This window comes from Chromatiaceae bacterium (assembly GCA_024235395.1).
Classification (GTDB): domain Bacteria; phylum Pseudomonadota; class Gammaproteobacteria; order Chromatiales; family Chromatiaceae; genus Thiosocius.
Window position 1 is genome coordinate 116,579 of record JACKMK010000003.1, and the last position, 18,176, is coordinate 134,754.

Annotated in this window: 19 protein-coding genes; 6 read left to right on the forward strand and 13 right to left on the reverse strand. The window is 65.3% G+C overall.

Going from position 1 to position 18,176, the window contains the following annotated elements:
* Positions 1-25: 25 nt before the first annotated feature.
* From H6955_13885 to H6955_13915, 7 genes are all read right to left on the reverse strand, one after another.
* The gene (locus H6955_13885; GenBank protein MCP5314643.1) at positions 26-1,333 is read right to left on the reverse strand and encodes an ABC transporter substrate-binding protein; all 1,308 of its coding nucleotides are present in this window, start codon (positions 1,331-1,333) and stop codon (positions 26-28) included.
* Between the two features lie 47 nt (positions 1,334-1,380).
* Positions 1,381-2,094: an HAD-IA family hydrolase gene (locus tag H6955_13890; GenBank protein ID MCP5314644.1), complete on the reverse strand. Its 714-nt coding sequence runs from the start codon at positions 2,092-2,094 to the stop codon at positions 1,381-1,383.
* On the reverse strand, positions 2,091-3,188 hold the full coding sequence (locus H6955_13895; GenBank protein MCP5314645.1) for a nucleotidyltransferase family protein: 1,098 nt from the start codon (positions 3,186-3,188) through the stop codon (positions 2,091-2,093). The genes H6955_13890 and H6955_13895 overlap by 4 nt, the downstream gene beginning before the upstream one ends.
* A 24-nt stretch (positions 3,189-3,212) precedes the next feature.
* A complete protein-coding gene (locus tag H6955_13900; protein ID MCP5314646.1) occupies positions 3,213-4,082 on the reverse strand; it encodes an HprK-related kinase A in 870 nt (289 codons plus the stop codon).
* A 29-nt stretch (positions 4,083-4,111) separates the two neighbouring features.
* Positions 4,112-4,396, reverse strand: a complete 285-nt coding sequence (locus tag H6955_13905; GenBank protein MCP5314647.1) for an HPr-rel-A system PqqD family peptide chaperone — start codon at positions 4,394-4,396, stop codon at positions 4,112-4,114.
* Between the two features lie 22 nt (positions 4,397-4,418).
* Positions 4,419-5,081 carry a hypothetical protein gene (locus tag H6955_13910; GenBank protein MCP5314648.1) on the reverse strand — a complete coding sequence of 221 codons (663 nt, stop codon included), beginning with the start codon at positions 5,079-5,081 and terminating at the stop codon, positions 4,419-4,421.
* Positions 5,082-5,320: 239 nt separating this feature from the next.
* The gene (locus H6955_13915; protein MCP5314649.1) at positions 5,321-6,304 is read right to left on the reverse strand and encodes a phosphotransferase; all 984 of its coding nucleotides are present in this window, start codon (positions 6,302-6,304) and stop codon (positions 5,321-5,323) included.
* A gap of 685 nt (positions 6,305-6,989) precedes the next feature.
* Here H6955_13915 and lptD point away from each other — a divergent pair.
* Genes lptD through pdxA form a run of 3 tightly spaced genes read left to right on the forward strand, consistent with a single transcriptional unit; the run spans position 6,990 to position 11,501 of the window.
* Positions 6,990-9,191, forward strand: a complete 2,202-nt coding sequence (gene lptD / locus H6955_13920; GenBank protein ID MCP5314650.1) for an LPS assembly protein LptD — start codon at positions 6,990-6,992, stop codon at positions 9,189-9,191.
* Positions 9,188-10,501, forward strand: a complete 1,314-nt coding sequence (locus tag H6955_13925) for a peptidylprolyl isomerase (protein MCP5314651.1) — start codon at positions 9,188-9,190, stop codon at positions 10,499-10,501. Before lptD ends, H6955_13925 begins: the two co-directional genes overlap by 4 nt.
* Position 10,502: 1 nt before the next feature.
* Positions 10,503-11,501 carry a 4-hydroxythreonine-4-phosphate dehydrogenase PdxA gene (gene pdxA / locus H6955_13930; GenBank protein MCP5314652.1) on the forward strand — a complete coding sequence of 333 codons (999 nt, stop codon included), beginning with the start codon at positions 10,503-10,505 and terminating at the stop codon, positions 11,499-11,501.
* A 407-nt stretch (positions 11,502-11,908) separates the two neighbouring features.
* On the opposite strand, the gene H6955_13935 is transcribed toward pdxA, so the two are convergent.
* Positions 11,909-12,376, reverse strand: a complete 468-nt coding sequence (locus H6955_13935; protein ID MCP5314653.1) for an ankyrin repeat domain-containing protein — start codon at positions 12,374-12,376, stop codon at positions 11,909-11,911.
* Positions 12,377-12,546: 170 nt separating this feature from the next.
* Between H6955_13935 and apaG the strand changes: the two genes are divergently transcribed.
* Both apaG and H6955_13945 read left to right on the forward strand, forming a co-directional pair.
* On the forward strand, positions 12,547-12,918 hold the full coding sequence (apaG, locus tag H6955_13940; protein ID MCP5314654.1) for a Co2+/Mg2+ efflux protein ApaG: 372 nt from the start codon (positions 12,547-12,549) through the stop codon (positions 12,916-12,918).
* 23 nt (positions 12,919-12,941) lie between these two features.
* Positions 12,942-13,781 (forward strand): symmetrical bis(5'-nucleosyl)-tetraphosphatase, encoded by an 840-nt coding sequence (locus H6955_13945; protein ID MCP5314655.1) that lies wholly within the window; start codon positions 12,942-12,944, stop codon positions 13,779-13,781.
* 31 nt (positions 13,782-13,812) lie between these two features.
* On the opposite strand, the gene speD is transcribed toward H6955_13945, so the two are convergent.
* From speD to H6955_13960, 3 genes are all read right to left on the reverse strand, one after another.
* Positions 13,813-14,625, reverse strand: coding sequence for an adenosylmethionine decarboxylase (gene speD, locus H6955_13950; protein ID MCP5314656.1), 813 nt, complete (start codon positions 14,623-14,625; stop codon positions 13,813-13,815).
* Between the two features lie 65 nt (positions 14,626-14,690).
* On the reverse strand, positions 14,691-15,113 hold the full coding sequence (locus H6955_13955) for a VOC family protein (GenBank protein MCP5314657.1): 423 nt from the start codon (positions 15,111-15,113) through the stop codon (positions 14,691-14,693).
* A complete protein-coding gene (locus tag H6955_13960; GenBank protein ID MCP5314658.1) occupies positions 15,110-15,529 on the reverse strand; it encodes an OsmC family protein in 420 nt (139 codons plus the stop codon). The genes H6955_13955 and H6955_13960 overlap by 4 nt, the downstream gene beginning before the upstream one ends.
* Positions 15,530-15,625: 96 nt before the next feature.
* On the opposite strand from H6955_13960, the gene crp reads away from it, so the two are divergent.
* Positions 15,626-16,297, forward strand: coding sequence for a cAMP-activated global transcriptional regulator CRP (gene crp, locus H6955_13965; protein ID MCP5314659.1), 672 nt, complete (start codon positions 15,626-15,628; stop codon positions 16,295-16,297).
* A 57-nt stretch (positions 16,298-16,354) separates the two neighbouring features.
* On the opposite strand, the gene trpC is transcribed toward crp, so the two are convergent.
* Both trpC and trpD read right to left on the reverse strand, forming a co-directional pair.
* On the reverse strand, positions 16,355-17,152 hold the full coding sequence (trpC, locus tag H6955_13970; protein ID MCP5314660.1) for an indole-3-glycerol phosphate synthase TrpC: 798 nt from the start codon (positions 17,150-17,152) through the stop codon (positions 16,355-16,357).
* A complete protein-coding gene (trpD, locus tag H6955_13975; GenBank protein ID MCP5314661.1) occupies positions 17,152-18,174 on the reverse strand; it encodes an anthranilate phosphoribosyltransferase in 1,023 nt (340 codons plus the stop codon). The genes trpC and trpD overlap by 1 nt, the downstream gene beginning before the upstream one ends.
* Positions 18,175-18,176 lie beyond the last annotated feature (2 nt).

Genomic DNA, 18,176 nt, shown 5'->3' on the forward strand with positions numbered 1-18,176 from the left:
GGCCGGCCGGGCGGGCGGCATCCGCTCAGCGCGAGCCGGATCCCGCGTCGATTCGCCGCCGTACCAGATCGATGTGCTGGCGCAGGTGGTAGAGCTGATCGGTGAACGACAGCGGTACATTGACATGCTGTACCTCGGCCTCGAGTCGGTCGAGTGCACCATGCACTTCGGTGCGGTCACGCGAGCCATCGGCCCACTGCTGTTCCGCCTTTTCGAGTTCGCGGTACCAGCGGTACACCCGGGCACGCATGCGCCAGGTGTAGATCGGCGGCATGACCTTGAGCAGCGGGAACAGCAGCACCAGCAGGGGTAGCAGCATGACCTTCAGCCGGTCGACCAGCGAAGCGGCCCAGAACGGCAGGAAGCGCTGCAGGAAAGGTGGTCCATGCTTGTAGAACCGGTCCGCTTCCTTGCTGAGCGGGAATGCCAGCAGGGACGGCATCGGAAACTCGTCCCGTCCCTCGAACCAGCCGCCCTCGCGGTGCACCTTGTCGGCCGCCTGCAGCATCAGATCGACCACCGCCGGGTGCAGGTCCGGGTGGGCGACGAGATTCGCGGTTGGCGCCACCAGGCGCACCGTGCGCGCCGGCACGTTGGCCGCGAGATCGACCACGCCCTCGGGCAGTTCGACATGGTTCAAGAACCGGTAGCGCCGACCGTACGCCGCGGCCCGCGCAAAATCGAACAACATCAGGTCCGGATGCTTCAACAGGCGGCCGATCAGTGGATTCTGCGCCGAGGTCACGAAGAACGCGCCGTCCACCTCGCCGGCGAGCAAGGCGTCCGCGGCCGACTGCCCGCCCAGCGCCTGCCAGTTGCCGGCATCTTCCACGCCGTTGTCGCGCAGGAGTCGACCGACCAGTGCCCTGGTACCCGAGCCTTCGGGTCCGACCGCAATCCGGCGACCGACCAGATCGCGCAGTAGCGGATAGCTGTGTTGTCGGCGCAGGAACAGCCACAAGGGTTCGTAGTAGACGCTGCCGAGCGACACCAGCGCAGGTTCCTGCACCTCGTCCTGGATACCACCCTGCACCAGGGCCAGCGACACCTGGCCGGTCCGCAACAGCTTGAGATTCTCGACCGATCCCGCGGTGGGGCGCAGTTCGAGGGTGATCCCTTCGCGTGCCAGATAGGCCGCGTAACGTTGAGCGAAGGCATGATAGGCGCCGTCGATCGCGCCGGTCGCCATCACGACGTGGCTGGGAGGTGCCGGCTGGATGAACTGGTAGGCCAACGCGAAAGCCGCCACGACCAGCAGTGCGGCCGGGCCATATACCTTGAGTTGCTGTCGAAATGGATTCCGTTCGATCGCCACGCTGTTGGTCCCCCGCATCCGCCCCACCCTCACGGGGCCACTGCGTTCAATCCTAGACAATCACGCTACGACGGGGCCTCACCGAGCAGGTGCGACACCAGGGTGGCCAGGTCCCCGACCTCCAGATCGGCGGGCGGCAGGGGCCGCGGCCAGCGCTGCGCATCACGATTCACCCAGACGGTCGCGAGGCCCAGTGCCCGGGCGGCCTGCACGTCGCGCACGGGATCGTCACCGACATGCAGAAAGCGCTGCAGCGGTATGCCGCTGCGGCGACTCGCTGCATGAAAGATCTCGGGGTGCGGCTTGGCCGCGCCAACCTCGGCGGCGGTCAGGGAGATGTCGAAGCTGTCGTGCAGAGGCGTGTGTTCGATCTGCGAGTTGCCGTTGGTGACGGAGACCAGCGTGTAGTGTGGACGCAGGGCGGCAAGCGCCTCCAAGACATCGTGATACGGTGTCACCCGATTGCGCGCCCGGCGAAATACCGCGGTCGACTGGTCGGCCAGATCGGCCGCATACCCTGTCTCATTCAGCAGCACCGCCAGCGATCGCAGCCGCACGGCGGTGAGATCGTGAGCGATCTCGGGCGATTCATCCGCCAGCGCGAGGCGATGCGCGCGCAACTCGTCGAGACTGAAACGCGCGACCAGACCGGGGGCGCGCTGTCCGAGCCAGCGGTAGCTCTCCGCCTCGGCCGCGTCGATGACCGGACGACAGGGCCACAGGGTGTCGTCGAGGTCGAAACAGATCAGCCGGACATGCCCGAACGAGGTCGCACTCAACCGGGCGTCTCCTCGATCGGCGTCGCTGCCGCATGCCGCTTGCGCGCCTTGTGCCAGAGGTGTCGTAGCAGCAGTGGCAGGGGCATGCGTACCCAGTGCGAACGCACGAACAGCAGGCGTTGTGCCAGCGCGCTGCGCCACAGACCGATGCCGGCCGGCGCCAGCGTCTGTTCGATCAACCAGTGCATCGATCGCCGGATCAGCGGCGTGGGCGCGTGCATGGCCACGGCATCGAATGTCGCGGGTGAAGGCTGCAGACCGGTCAGCCGTTGCGCGGTGGTCATCGCGTAGTACAGGGGGCGCCCGCAGCCGAGCTGTGCGGCACGCGCGGTGAGCCGTTGCTCGAACGCCGGATCCTGCGCCAGGAAATGCTCGTACAGATCGCGGAAATCCACCACGTCGCGCAGACCGCCGCGCAGTTCGTCATTCATGAACAGGTGGATCGCGTTGTGCAACAGCATGTCGGTCGGCGCCAGCAGCTGGATCGCGGCACCCGACGCGTGATCGACACCGACGGCAGTCTCCCACAGCAGGGCCGCATCGATCCGGATCCGACTGACCGGAGGTGCCAGATTGTGGTGCAGGTCGACCTCGACGTCGCGATCACAATGGACCAGCGGCGGCACCTCGTGCATCCAGTCGCGATAGTAGTGCTGGTCATAGGCATCGTAGTCCGCGCTTGGAATCCAGCCGGAGCGCTTGAGGACCTGCTCGGCGCGAACGACATCGGATTCCGCGACCATCACATCGATGTCCGAAAGATTGCGCCAGCTTCGAGGCGGAAGGTCCGCGGCGAGGTAGGCGACACCCTTGAGCGCCATCACGCGGATGCCGGCCTCGTGCAACACGCGCGTGACCTGCGCGAGTTCGCGCAGCGCCTGCCCCTGGACGTAACGCGTCAGTTGAAGGGCGCCAAGCATCTGGTCGTGCAGGCGCGGCGGCACTGTTTCGAGCAGCCCGTGCTGTTCGAACAGCGCCAGGCAACGCCCGAGCAGGCGGGCATTGCGCGCGAGCGGGACGAACCGGTTCCAGTCATCGGCCGTCCATCGCACGGCGATCGACGGTCGGTGCAGGAAGCGCGTCAACAGGTTCAACCCGGGTCCCTCATGCCTACTGCCTCACGCCTCGGTGAGCGCACGAAGGTGCTCGACCGCACGATCCAGACGACCGAATGTGAAACGGTAGCAGTCGACCTGGCGCACCAGCCTGGCGACCGCGCGGAACGCCACTTCGCCCAGCAGCTTGTAGTTGAAACAATTGAACGCCAGCTGCTTGAACGCCTCGACCTCGTCCAGCGGTGTCAGTTGTTCGTCGGCCCCGGATTGGAACTGCGGAAACACCAGCCAGCGAGGCGTTGCCGGGGTCTGCTGCTCGGCCAGACTGGAAGGCGCGGGCCGCAGATGCCGCACCCGTCCCTTGCGCGTGTTCGGATAGGTCGGTCCCAGCGGGGCCGCCGCATCGAATGCGAGTATCGCCTCGATCGACGCGTTCTTCAGCGGAATACCGCGCGGCATCGGCAGCAGGTCGCCGGATTCCGGGCGCAGCAGACCGAACTCGTCGGACAGCAGCCGGGCACCCGCCAGATGCAGGGCCGCCGACAGGGTGCTCTTGCCGGCACCCGGCGTACCCGGCAGTAGCATCGCCTGGCCATCGAACGCAACGCTGCCGGCATGCAGCATCAGGTAACGGTGCGCGCTCGTCGCGATGCACCAGTTGAGCCCCCATTCGAACATCGGAAAGGCGTTGTCGAGCGGATGTGGCTCGAACGGATTGATGCCGTCGATCGCGAACTGGATCTGCGGGCGCAGCCATCGGCGCAGCGGGTTGCCGGTACGGTGCACGACGATATCGTAGTCGAGCACCTGCGAGCCGCCCTGCAGCAGGGTGTCACCGTAGAAGAACGCGAGCGTGTCGCTGAACTCGGTCTCGGACGATCGCACGCGCACCCGGAACGGGCCGGCATCGAAGATCAGTTGCTGCTCCGGCAATGGGTCTTGGACCGGGTTACCGGCCGTTCCTAGTCAACCTCGGGAACCGTCGATTCTACAAGCTCGGCGGCCACAAGGTACTCCATCGCGGACAACAGCTGGATACGCGCCTGCGGATCGAGTGCGGCGGCACCGGCCAGGCGTTCGACCAGGGTATCGAGCGTGGCGGCGCGATCGTCGATCACGGACAACAGCAAGCTGGGCAGTTCGGTCAGAAAGTGCGTCTCTCCGCTCGCCGGATCGAACACCGCGCAGACGCTACCGAATTCTTCTGTGAAGGGTGCGGGACCGCTACGGCGCCACCGGCGTTGCATCGCTCGCGCGGCGCCGGAGGGATCAGCCGTTTGCCAAGTACTTCATCTTGGCATCCTGGAACGACGTCAGGCAGCTCATAGAGATCTTCTGCTTCTCGCCCATATCCCAGCCCGTCGGCTTGTGCTTCGGGGAGTAGCCGTCCTCGTTCCATTTACTGTCGTGATCCGAGGTATGGCCGATATAGGCCCCGTGACCGTCCTGCCCCTTGACCTTGCACAGCGTCCGCACCTGGCCGCTCACGTAGGTGGTCATCTTGATCGCAGGCTGACCGTAGTAGTCCTGGATACGCTGCACGTTGTTGAGCTGATTGCCGTCCAGATCGAAGAACTGTCCACTGTCGTGCTCGACGACGACCTCGGGGCAGCTCGCATCGCTGTAGCTGGATCCGGTATAGAAGCGGTCTTCGGAGCTGTGCGGCATCCAGTACTTGAACTTCTTGTAGATCGCACCGTCGACTTTGTCCTTGCAGACCCCGTCTACTGAGCAATCCTCGAAGTCGCTTTCGTGTTCCTTGCCCTTCCAGTGATATCCCGAGTGCTCTTCGCGGTCGATCTTGACGCACTGGTGCGCACTCGCGTTCGCCAGCGCCGACCCGGGGCGCAGCGTCAGAACCACAGGCGCAGCGGACAATGCCTTGAACAACTTACGTCTGTTGGATGAGATCTTGTCGTCTTGCGCAGCCATTACCACCGGTCTCCCAAATCCTCGACCTATTATTTAGCATTATTTATGCCACACACATATCCCTTTGTTTCGAAAGGAGCACCGCTCCGCGCCGCCGCGGCGAAGGTCTCCGGCTGTCAATTATCCTGACAGCCGATTGGGAAGCAAAGGACATGTGTTCAAGGTCGGCCTGGCCGACAGTCTACACGCCCGGATCGGGCGATCAAACGTCGCCCGACGGCAGGCGGTAGCGCCGCCTGTCACAACGCCGGCAGCACACGGCCGGCGACGAACTCCGCCAAGCGGCGCACCGCCGGCCGACGCTGCCCGACCTCGACGATGTAGCCGAGCGTGCGCGGGATGTCGGCCAGGTAACCGGGCTTGCCGTCGCGGTGTAGCAGACGGGCAAAGATCCCTGCGGCCTTCAGGTGCCGCTGGACGCCCATCAGGTCGAACCATTCCAGAAAACGTGCGGGATCGGCTTCCTTGACGACGCCCGCTGCGAAAGCCCTGCGGTGGTAGTCAGCGACCCAGGCGTCCACCCGCTGCGGGGGCCAGCGCACGTAACAGTCGCGCAGCAGCGACACCAGATCATAGGTGACCGGTCCGGCGACGGCGTCCTGAAAGTCGATCACCCCAGGGTTGTCGCATTCGACACACATCAGATTGCGTGAATGGTAGTCGCGGTGCACGCACACCACCGGCTGTTGCAGCGCATTGACGACCAGCTGTTCGAACGCCCCGTCGAGCATCGAGCGCTCCCCGTCGTCGAGCGCAATCCCCAGGTGCCGCGCGAGCAGCCATTCGGGAAACAACGCCATCTCCCGCATCAGCAGCGCGCGGTCGTACGATGGCAGGCCGGCACTCGGCGCATGCTGCTGCAACCTCAGCAACGCCGCCAGCGCATCACCGTACAGCCGCTCGACGCTGCTTTCCTCGAGCGCCGGAAGGTAGGGCCGCGAACCCAGGTCCTCGAGCAACAGAAAGCCCTGCTGCAGGTCCTGCCGATGGACCTGCGGCACATGCAGCCCGGCGGCCGCCATGCGTTCGGCCACCGCGACGAACGGCCGGCAATCCTCCTTTTCCGGCGGCGCATCCATCGCGACGTAGGTCGAGCCATCGCCCAGCGTGACCCGAAAATACCGCCGGAAGCTGGCATCGGACGACGCGGGGGTCAGTGTAAAGGGCGGTAATCGGCAGGACTGTTCCAGCCAGCGTTCGAGCAACCGCAGACGTTGCGGCATCGGGACCCCCGGGCATGCCGGGGATTGGGTGGCCCGGCGGGAATTGAAGAAACCTTTATTCTATGAGATTTTAGCGACCCCAAACGGACCGCCACGGCGGCCGGCGCACTGGGTCCCATTGACATCAGCAACCCACGGGCTCGGATTGCCGGACGATAAACGCCACACCACGAAGACGCGCCACGTGCCACGCACCCATCGGATCATCGGATGCACACCGACCGCGCCGGTAGGCCGCCTCCGGATCTCCCCGCTCGCGGTCGCAGTCGCGGGTCTGCTGTTGCACGCGACCGTCACCGCGCAAACGCCGCCATGGGACTGCCGGGCAGCCATCGGTGGCGGCTGGGAATGCGGCACCGCTGTCGAGCCGTCCACAGCGCCGCCGGCCGCGGCAGCCCCCAAGCCGGCCGCAGCAACCCCTGCGCCAACCGCAACAGTCCCTGAGCCGGCGGCAGCAGCCCCCGAACCGGCCGCAGCGGTCCCCGAACCGGCCACAGCAGTCCCGAAGCCGGCCGCTGCCACGGCACCGGCGGTCGCAGTGACGCCACCGGCAGCTGTGAAAACACCCCCGGCACAACCGCCGGCCGCACCCGCCGCACCGGTCGATGCGTCGCGCGATCGCCACAAAGAGGCGCCCCCGGGCCCAGCGGCAACGCCCGCGGCAGGCCTGACGGAACAGGGCGCGGTGGGACAACCGGAACCGTCTGTTCGGGCCACTACCAGATCGCTCGATGAAGGCATCGACTGGGGGGCCTGCCAGCTCCTCGTCGGCGCTCCGCCCAGTATCCAACTCAGCGAGACCGACGACAGCGGATTGCCCATCGAGGCGAGTGCCGACAGCGCCGCCGCTGACCTGAATGCGGAACAGGCCACGCTGCACGGTGACGTCGACCTGGTGCGCGGCGACACCCGACTGCAGGCGGACGAAGTGGTCGTCAACCGCCTCACCTCCGCCGTCGACGCCCGCGGCAACATCCTGCTGCAGCGCCCCGACATACGCATGTCCGGCGAGCGCGCCGAGTATCAGCTCGACAGCCGGCAGGGACGCGTCGAACAGGCGAGTTACCGTGTGCCGGCAGCGCATGCGCGCGGCGATGCCGCGTCGGCGGAACTGGTCGGACCGGGGATCAGCCGGTATAACGAGATCACCTACAGCACCTGCCAACCTGGCGACGACGCCTGGCTACTGAGCGCCAACGCCCTCGAGATCGATCAGAACGAGGGCTTCGGTACCGCGCGCAATGCCACGCTGCGTTTCATGGGCGCCCCGATCCTGTATGCCCCCTGGTTCACCTTTCCGACCGACAACCGCCGCCGCTCAGGTCTCCTGGTGCCTTCGGTCGGCCACACGGGCAACACCGGCTTTGACCTCAGCGTGCCGTACTACTTCAACCTCGCCGAAAACTACGACCTGACGCTGACACCGCGCTATATGTCGCGGCGCGGCGCGCTGCTGGGTGGCGAGTTCCGGTTCCTGACCAGGACGGGCCGCGGCGAATTGAAGGCCGACTATCTGCCCAACGACCGCGAGTACGGTAGCGCCCGGGGCAGCGCCTCGCTGCGCGCAAATGCCGGCCTGGCGCCGCGCCTGACCGGCGCGCTGCGCCTGAATTATGCCTCCGACAGCCAGTACCTGGAGGACCTCGGCAGCAGTCTCGCGGTCACCAGCACCACCCATCTGGAGCGCGCGGGCGAGCTGCGCTACTTCGGCGACGACTGGGACCTGCTCGGCAGGGTGCAGCAATACCAGACGATCGACGAGCGCATCCCGGCACGCAACCGTCCCTACAGCCGACTGCCGCAGCTGCGCCTCGACCTGTTCAAACCGGACGGCCTCGCCGGGACCAACTACCTGCTCGACGCCGAGTACGTGAACTTCTACCGCGACGATTCGGTACGTGGCCACCGCGTGCAACTGTTCCCGCGCATCGGGCTGCCACTGCGGCGCAGCTGGGGCTATATCGAACCACGTGTCGGCGCACACTTCGTCAGCTACATGCTGACCGATCAGATCGAGGGCCTCGACGATTCCCCCTCATCCCTGGCCGGCACCTTCAGCCTGGACGGCGGCCTGTATTTCGACCGGGGTATGAACTATTTCGGCAATGCCGCGACACAGACGCTTGAGCCACGCCTGTACTACCTGTACGTCCCGCGCGTCGACCAGGACGATCAGCCGGTGTTCGACACCGGCGTGTTCGACTTCAATTTCGACAACCTGTTTCGCGAGAACCGCTTCAACGGCCCTGACCGCTTCGGCGATGCAAACCAGTTGACCCTGGCGCTCACCAGCCGCGTGTTCAGCGACCAGTCCGGCGCGGAACTGCTGCGTGCCAGCGTCGGTCAGACACTGTACTTCGCCGACCGCGAGGTCACGCTGCCGGGAGAGACGGTGCGCGAAGACAACAGCTCGGCGTTCGTCGGCGAGATTGCGGCCGCGCTGGGTGGCGGCTGGCGCGCGCGCGCCGGAATACAGTGGGACCCGGATGCCGATGACGGCGGCAACGTCGATCAGGGCCTGGCTCAGATCACCTATCACGACCAGGACCGGCGTACGTTGAACCTCGCCTATCGGCTGCGCGACGAAGTCACGGAGCAGACCGATCTGGCGTTCGTCTGGCCGGTCAGTGATCGCTGGAGCGTGATCGGCCGACACAATCACTCGCTGCAGGACGATCGACTGCTCGAGGCACTGCTTGGCGTCGAATACGGACGCTGTTGCTGGCGCGTGCGCGCACTGGCGCGGCAGTACACCGATGGCACCGGCGACGATCACAACCTGGGCTTCTTCCTCCAGCTGGAACTGAACGGGCTGGGCCGCCTGGGTGACGACATCGACGAGGTCCTGGACACCAGTATTTACGGGTATCGAACGGATTACCAATGAATAGACTGATATGCCGGTTGCTGCTGCCGGCCCTGCTGATCGGGTTCAGCGCCTCGGCAGGCGCCGAAGAGCTCCCCGAGAATCTGTTGATCGAGCGGATCATCGCGGTCGTGGGCGACGACGTCGTGATGTTGAGCGAGTTGCGCGACGAAGCCACCCGGCTCGAACAGCGCCTGCGACAGAAAAACGTGTCGCCGATGCCGACGACCCCGGTAATCCAGAAGCAGGCATTCGACAACCTGGTCATGAACAAGCTGCAGCTTGCCGAGGCGGCGCGCCTGGGCATCGAGGCCGACGAGGAGACCTTGACCCGCGCGCTCAGCGCGATCGCCGAGAACAACCGGATGACCGTCGCGGAACTCCGCGAGGCACTGACCGCCGAGGGCGTGGATTTCGATGGGTTTCGTCGCAACATGCGTGACGAGATCGTGATCCGCCGCCTGCACAACCGCGAAGTGACCAACCGCATCCAGGTCACCAAGTCCGAGGTCGACAGCTACCTCGAACGCAGCGGCGGCGCCGATGGGCGTACCGCGGTGCACCTGCTCTACATACTCATAGAGATCCCGGACGGCGCTTCTGCCGCAGAGCGCGAAGACGCGCGTCGCCAAGCGACCCAGGCCGTCGAGCAGCTGCGCAGTGGCAGCGACTTCCGGCGCATTGCACAACAGATCTCCACCGGCCAGAACGCGCTGCAGGGCGGCGATCTCGGCTGGATCGACTTCAACGGCGTGCCCCCGCTGTTGCAGCCGTACGTGACCAAGATGCAGAAGGGTGACACCGAGGGTCCGATTGCCGCCGGTCGCGGCTTTCATATCATTCAGTTGGAAGACGTGCGTTACGGCGCCTCGAACATCGTCCGTCAGACCCACCCACGACACATCCTGATCCGCACCAACGAGGTGACCGCGGATGACGATGCCCGACGGCGACTCGAACAGCTGCGCCAGCGCATCCTCGGCGGCGACGATTTCGACACACTTGCGCGTGCAAACTCGGACGACAAGGCATCGGCAATCAAGGGTGGCGACCTCGGCTGGTCGACACCGGGCAACCTGGTTCCGGCATTCGAGGAACAGATGGATCAGCTGCGGCCCGGCGAGATCAGCCAGCCGTTCAAGACCCAGTTCGGCTGGCATATCGTGCAGGTCCTGGAGCGGCGTGATTTTGATGCCACGGACCAGACCCGACGCGATCAGGCGCGTAAGGCGCTCCGTGACGAGAAGGCCGAGGAGGCGCTGCAGGCCTACCTGCGCAAGTTGCGCGACGAGGCGTATATCGAGTTGCGCCTGGACGACAGCCTGAACTGAGATGCCCGGCCGGGTGCTCGCGATCACCACCGGAGAACCGGCCGGCGTCGGTCCGGAACTGTGCGCACAGATCGCTCAGCGTGCCTGGCCGGTGCCGCTGGTCGCGATCGGCGACCCGGCCCTGCTATACGAACGCGCAGCGCAACTGGGGATAGCGCTGAAGATCCGCGAGCTGGACGATCGGACACCGGAAGACCCCGCACCACCCGGACACCTTTGGGTCGCACCGGTGCCACTGCGCAGGCCGAGCCGCTGCGGCCTGGTCGATACCGGCAATGCGCCCTATGTCCTCGATCTCCTGAATCTGGCCATCGACGGCTGCCGCAACGGACGCTTCGCCGCGATGGTGACCGCACCCGCGCACAAAGGGGTCATCAACGACGCCGGCATCCCGTTCACCGGGCATACCGAATACATCGCGGGTCGCGCCGGTGGGCGGCCGGTGATGATGCTGAGCTGCCCGGGCCTGCGCGTCGCATTGGTCACCACGCACCTGGCACTGCGCGCGGTGGCCGATGCCATCTCCGCGGAACGCGTCGAACGCGTGCTGCGCATCCTGGACAACGACCTGCGCCACCGCTTCGGCATCGACCGACCACGCATCCTGGTTTGCGGTCTGAATCCGCATGCCGGCGAGGGCGGCCATCTCGGTCGCGAAGAGATCGAGGTAATAGAACCGGTGTTGAGGCGGCTGACCGCCGAGGGGCTCTCGCTACAGGGGCCGCTGCCGGCCGACACGGCATTCACCCCGCCGCGACTGCGCGACGCCGACGTGGTGTTGGCGATGTATCACGACCAGGGCCTGCCGGTACTCAAACACATGGGATTCGGCAGCGCCGTCAACATCACCCTGGGCCTGCCGTTGATCCGGACATCCGTCGATCACGGCACCGCCCTGGATCTCGCCGGAACCGGCAATGCGAACCCCGACAGCCTGGCCGCCGCGATCAGTGTCGCGATTGAAATGCTCGAAAATAGCGCTCAAGAAACCACCGGGTGATCACCCGGCAGCGGCGCGAACACACAACGCCGCTGGATCCGTCAGCCGGCAGGCATGCCGCCGAGGCGACTCAGCGAGACTGTTCCGGACTGACGCAGGGCGCGGTGCAAACCACTTCCGTACGCAGGTCCGTCCAGCCATCCGGCGCAGAGGCGCGCGCCTGGATGCCGATTGTGACTGTCAACGCGAGCGCCACCGCCAAGACGAGCAACCCGAACGGGTCCGCCCTGCCGGAGGAACGGGATACAGATCTACGCATCGCACCAACCCCCGTCATGAAAAGTTTCCTGATTCTCCGTGCAAACCGAGTCTGGCCGCCGTGCGGGAGATCACAGCCCCGCGACAACTGTCGGCGATGTTAGGTGCGACGCGCCCTCGCTGCGTGCACGTAGTAAAGCACATCGCCATCATTTCTTCTCGGCGCCCGCATCGCCTTCCACGGCTCCGGCGTCCTTGAGTGCACTGACCACCTCGCCGTGCCCGGCCAGGGTCGCGCGCGCCAAAGCGGTCTTGCCGCCGGTATCCTTTAGATTGACATCGGCACCGGCGACCAACAGCAGATCGACCAACTCCCTGTGACCGAGCGCGCTGGCGGCCATCAGGGCACTGGTACCGCCGTTGTCCACAGCGTTCACATCGGCACCGGCGGCCAGCAATACCAGCGTCGTGCGGCGGTTACCGTTGAAGCCGGCGATCACCAGCACCGGTCGTCCCGAACCATTCTTGGTGTTCGCATCGACCCCCTGCACCAGCAGGTCGCGAACCTCCTCGGATCGTCCGGCCGCGGCGGCCGCAACCATCCGGCCCTCTGCGTCGACCGCCCACGCCGGCGCCAGCAGCCCTAAACCGAAGACCATCAGCAACAAGACACGCATCGTCATTTCCCGATCGGGCGCAGAATCCATGAATGTCGCGGCGCGCCACCTCAACCACCGAACACTTTGTCGGCAGGATTCGCACAGCCTGTAGCGGCCTTGCTTTTCCCCCTTGGTGACAGTAGGTTCCAGCAGACACGCAGTCGCGCAGCAACCCAGCAGGCGGGCCCATGAATCACAGGATTGAGATCGGTGTCGAGACCGTGTACGTGGATGAGCAGTCCGATCCCGACGCGGATCGCTACGTATTCGCCTACACCATCACGATCAGCAATGCCGGAAGCGCACCGGCCAAGCTGCTGAACCGCCATTGGCTGATCACCGACGCGAACGGCAAGGTGCAGGAGGTGCGCGGCGAGGGGGTGGTCGGCGAGCAACCCTACCTGCGCCCCGGCGAGGTGTTTCGCTACACCAGCGGCACCGTGATCGAGACCCCGGTCGGCACCATGGAGGGTGAATACGAGATGGTCGCCGATGATGGTCGTTCTTTCCTGGCCCCGATCGACCGCTTTGCGCTGTCGGTGCCGCGCGTCCTCCACTAACCGAGCGCACGGCAGGTTCAGCATTGGCGATCTATGCGGTCGGCGACATCCAGGGGTGTTACGACGAACTCAGAAGTGCGCTCGACGCCGTCGATTTCGATCCGGCAAGCGACACGCTATGGAGCGTGGGCGACCTGGTCAATCGGGGGCCGAATTCGCTTGGCGTGCTGCGATTCGTGCGCGGCCTCGGAGATGCGGCCATCTGCGTGCTCGGAAATCACGACCTGCACCTGTTGGCGCTGGCAAACGGCAATGACAAACACAAGGACGAATCGAGTCTGCAGCCGGTGCTGTCGGCACCGGACCGCGACGAGCTATTGCACTGGCTGCGCCATCGACCACTGGTCCACTACGACAGGGAACTGGACTTCGTACTCCTGCATGCCGGCCTGCCGCCGCAGTGGGACCTGGCCACGACGCTCAGATGCGCCGGCGAAGTCGAGCAGGTCCTGCGCAGTGACGGACACGGGGAGTACTTCGCCCACATGTACGGCAACAAGCCAGACCGCTGGGACCCGAAACTACGCGGCATGGAACGCTGGCGATTCACGACGAACTGCCTGACCCGGCTGCGTTACTGCGATGCGGACGGCAAACTCGCGCTAAAGGAAAAAGGCCCACCGGGCAGCCAGAAACGCGGCCGCGTACCCTGGTTCGAACACCCGCACCGGGCGAGCAGCGACCAGCGTATCGTGTTCGGCCATTGGTCGACGCTCGGCTATCTGGCGCAGCACAACGTCTGGGCGCTCGATACGGGCTGCCTATGGGGCGGCACGCTGACGCTGCTGAGACTGGATGTCGATCCGCCGGTCCGCCACTCGACCCCCTGCGCGAGCTGGCAGAACCCGCGTCGATTCGCCTGACATCGGCAAAGGCCCGATGTCGGCCGGCAGGTCACACTGAACGCCCGCGTGCGATGTTGCGCCCGTAGAAGATCTCCAGCATCTCGCGGCGGATCTTGTTCGCGATCTCGCGTTGCCCCTTGGGTGACACATCGTCCACGTCCACGCCGAACAGGTAGCTGTCGAGATCGAACTCCTTCAGCATCATCTTGGTGTGGAAGATGTTCTCCTGGTACACATTGACATCGACCATCTGGTAGCGCTCACGGGTGTCGCGGGCGAGGAAGTTCTGTATCGAGTTGATCTTGTGATCGATGTAGTGCTTCTTGCCGTTCACGTCGCGTGTGAAGCCACGCACGCGGTAGTCCATGATCACGATGTCGGATTCGAACGAGTGGATCAGGTAGTTCAAGGCCTTCAGCGGCGAGATGCGGCCGCAGGTCGACACATCGATGTCGGCACGAAAGGTCGAGATGCCGTTGTCCGGGTGGCTCTCCGGGTAGGTATGTACCGTCAGATGGCTCTTGTCCAGGTGACCGACCAGCGACTCCGGCAGGGGCCCGGGCGACTCGCTGTTCGACAGGTGTTCTGCGACGATCGGCTCTTCGGAGATCAGCATGGTGACGCTCGCGCCATGCGGGTCATAGTCCTGCCGCGCGATGTTCAGCACGTTGGCGCCGATGATCTCGGTGACCCGGTTGAGGATGTCGGTCAGCCGGTCCGCGTTGTATGCCTCGTCGATATAACGGATGTAGCCGCGTTCCTGCTCGGGCGTCGCCGCGTAGTTGATGTCGTAGATATTGAAGCTGAGCGTCTTGGTGAGATTGTTGAAGCCGTGCAGCTTGATCTTCTTCGATTGCGGCATCACTACTCGCCCCGGGGCAAAAAACGGCCGTCAAAATACGTGAAAACGCCTGTCGCGACAAGCATCTAAGCAAGGTCCCGCCGGGCCTCCCAGGCATCGATCGGAGGGTGATGGATCATCTGGATCAGGGTGCCGTCCGGGTCGTAACAATAGAAACTGCGCGCGCCGTCGCGGTGGGTGCGCGGCGCATTGCGCATCGTCACCTGGTGGTCGCGCAGCCACGCGAACCAGGCATCGACCGCTTCGGCGCTCTCGACGAAGAAACCGATGTGGTCGAGGCGCTGGCCGGCGGTGTCACGTTCGGCCGCCGGGTCGGCCTGATGTAGCGCCAGATTGTCCGGCCCCGACGTCAGGTAGACGTTGTGCGCGTCCGGCCGCCATTCGACACGCATCCCGAGCAGCTCCACGTAGAATCGCTCGCAGGCGCCGAGGTCGCGCACGAACAGTGCGACGTGACGCATGCCATATCCCAGGCCGGGCCGGTTCATTCGACGTCGACGATCTCGAAATCGTGGGTGATCTCGGCGGTCGCAGCCAGCATGATCGACGCCGAGCAATATTTCTCGGCGCTCATGCGGACCGCGCGCTCGACGACCTTCTCGGTCAGCCCCTTGCCGCCGACCCGGAAGTGCGCGTGGATGCGGGTAAATACCTTGGGGTCCTTGTCGGCCCGCTCCGCCTCCAGCTCGACCTCGCAGAAACTGACCTGGTGACGGCCACGGCGCAGGATCAGCAGGACATCGAATTCGGTGCAACCGCCCATGCCGATCAGCAGCATCTCCATCGGCCGCACGCCGAGGTTGCGCCCACCGTGCTCGGGAGGACCGTCCATCACCACCGCGTGGCCACTGCCGGACTCGCCGAGCATGGTCACCCCGTCGACCCATTTGACTCTAGCCTTCATCGGCGCCCCGTCACAAAAACGACCATCGAGGCTAGCACAGTTCGACAATCGGCAGCAGCCTGCCTAGAATCCGGATATTGCCCGAACCCGATACACATGCCGCAGACGAACCCGTATAGCATCGCTCAGCCACCGCCGCGCGACCCGGACTGGCTGAAGCCCTTTCTGGCGCATTGCCACCGTCGGCGCTATCCGGCGAAGACCGAGTTCATCCACCCCGGCGACCCGGCCGACAGCCTGTTCTACCTGGTCTCTGGTCAGGTGACGGTGTACCTCGAGGATGAAGATGGACGCGAGATCATCCTCACCTACCTGAACAAGGGCGATTTCATCGGCGAGATGGGCCTGTTCATCCCGGTGCCCAAGCGTTCGGTGATGGTCCGCACGCGCAGCTCCTGCGAGCTCGCCGAGATCTCCTACGCCAAGCTCGAACAACTGTTCGAAGGCGACCTGCGGTCGTTCACCAAGGACATCCTCTATGCCCTCGGCCGGCAGCTGACCGAGCGCCTCGCGGCGACCAGCCAGAAGGTCAGCCATCTGGCGTTCCTCGACGTCACCGGGCGGATCGCCGGCACGCTGCTCGACCTGTGCAAGCAACCGGACGCGATGACCCATCCGGACGGCATGCAGATCCGCATCACCCGCCAGGAGATCGGGCGCATCGTCGGCTGCTCGCGGGAGATGGCGGGACGCGTCCTCAAGGACCTCGAGGAGCGCGGCCTGATCCACGTCAAGGGCAAGACGATCGTCGTATTCGGCACCCGCTGATCGCTGGTACCCGTCCGGCCCGCCACCTGGCGGACCGAGCGGACGATCTTGCAACGCTCAGCTGAACAACTCGGCGAGCCTTGCGCCCGGATCCTCGGCACGCATGAACGCCTCACCGACCAGGAAGGCATGTACCCCGTGATCGCGCATCAGGCGCACGTCCTTCGGCGCGAGAATGCCGCTCTCGGTCACGACCAGACGGTCGTCGGGTATCCGGTCGAGCAGATCCAGCGTGGTCTGCAACGACACCTCGAAGGTGCGCAGGTTGCGGTTGTTGACCCCGATCAGGCGGTTGTCCGTCTGTAAGGCGCGCTCCAGTTCCTGTGCATCGTGCACCTCGATCAGCACATCCATGCCGAGTTCCCGAGCCCGGTCGTTGAGCGCGCGCAGGCTCCGGTCGTCCAGGCAGGCCGCGATCAGCAGGATGCAATCGGCACCGATCGCACGGGCCTCGAGCACCTGGTAGTCGTCGACGATGAAGTCCTTGCGAATCACCGGCAGGGCACAGGCCGCACGGGCCTGCTGCAGGTAGACGTCGCTGCCCTGGAAGAAATCGATATCGGTCAGCACCGACAGACAGGCGGCGCCGCCGTCGGCGTAGCTGCGCGCAATCTCGGCCGGGTGGAAGTCCTCGCGCAGCACACCTTTCGACGGCGAGGCCTTCTTGATCTCGGCGATCACCGCGGCCTGCCCGGCCTCGACCTTCGCCTGCAACGCGGCGACGAAGCCACGCGGCGTGTCGGCGTCTGCCAGGCGGCCCTCGAGCGCGGCCTGCGTCACCTGTGCCCGGCGCGCAGCGATCTCTTCGCGTTTGCGCGCAACGATGCGCTGCAGGATATCCGGGACCCCATCCATCATTCGAAGCTCTGGGTCAGCACGACCAACCGGTCGAGCCGGTTGCGCGCCTCTCCGCTGGCGATCGCGCGGTCAGCCGCGTGGATACCGTCCTTCAGCGTTGCCGCCACACCGGCGACATAGATCGCGGCACCGGCATTCAACACGACGATGTCGCGCGCGGGACCGGGCCTGTCGTCGAGCACGTCGATGATGGTCTTGACGCTGGCCTCGGGCCCGTCGACGCGGATCTTGTCGAGCGGACTGCGGGACACGCCGAAATCTTCAGGCTCCACGGTGAAACGCCGCACCGCGCCGTCCTTGAGCTCGGCCACCTCGGTCGCATCGCCGATACTGATCTCGTCGAGGCCGTCGCGCGAATGCACGACCATCACATGCCGGCTGCCGAGCCGACGCAAGACCTCGGCGATCGGCTCAAGCAGTTGATCGCTGAATACTCCGAGCAACTGATTCGGCACCCCGGCCGGATTGGTCAGCGGCCCCAGCACGTTGAACACTGTGCGCACACCCATCTCGCGGCGCGGCCCGATCGCATGCTTCATCGCCCCGTGATGACCCGGCGCGAACATGAAGCCGACGCCGACGTCGCGCACGCATTGCGCGACCTGAGCAGGCGTCAGGTCGAGCCGCAAGCCCGCAGTCTCGAGCGCATCCGCGCTGCCGGACTTGCTCGAAACCGAGCGGTTACCGTGCTTTGCGACATGGCAGCCTGCCGCGGCGGCGACGAACATGCTCGCAGTCGAGACGTTGAAGGTGCCCGAGGCATCGCCACCGGTACCGACGATGTCCACGGTGTTCGCCAGATCGCCGATATCCACACCCGACGCCAGCTCACGCATCACGCCCGCTGCGGCGGCTATCTCGCCGATACTCTCGCCCTTCATGCGCAACCCGACCAGGAAACCGCCGATCTGCGCGGGCGTCGCTCCTCCGGTCATGATGGTGCGCATCACGGCGGTCATCTGATCGCCGCTTAGGTCGCGTCGCTCGATCACCTGTGCGATCGCCTGTTTCATATCCATTT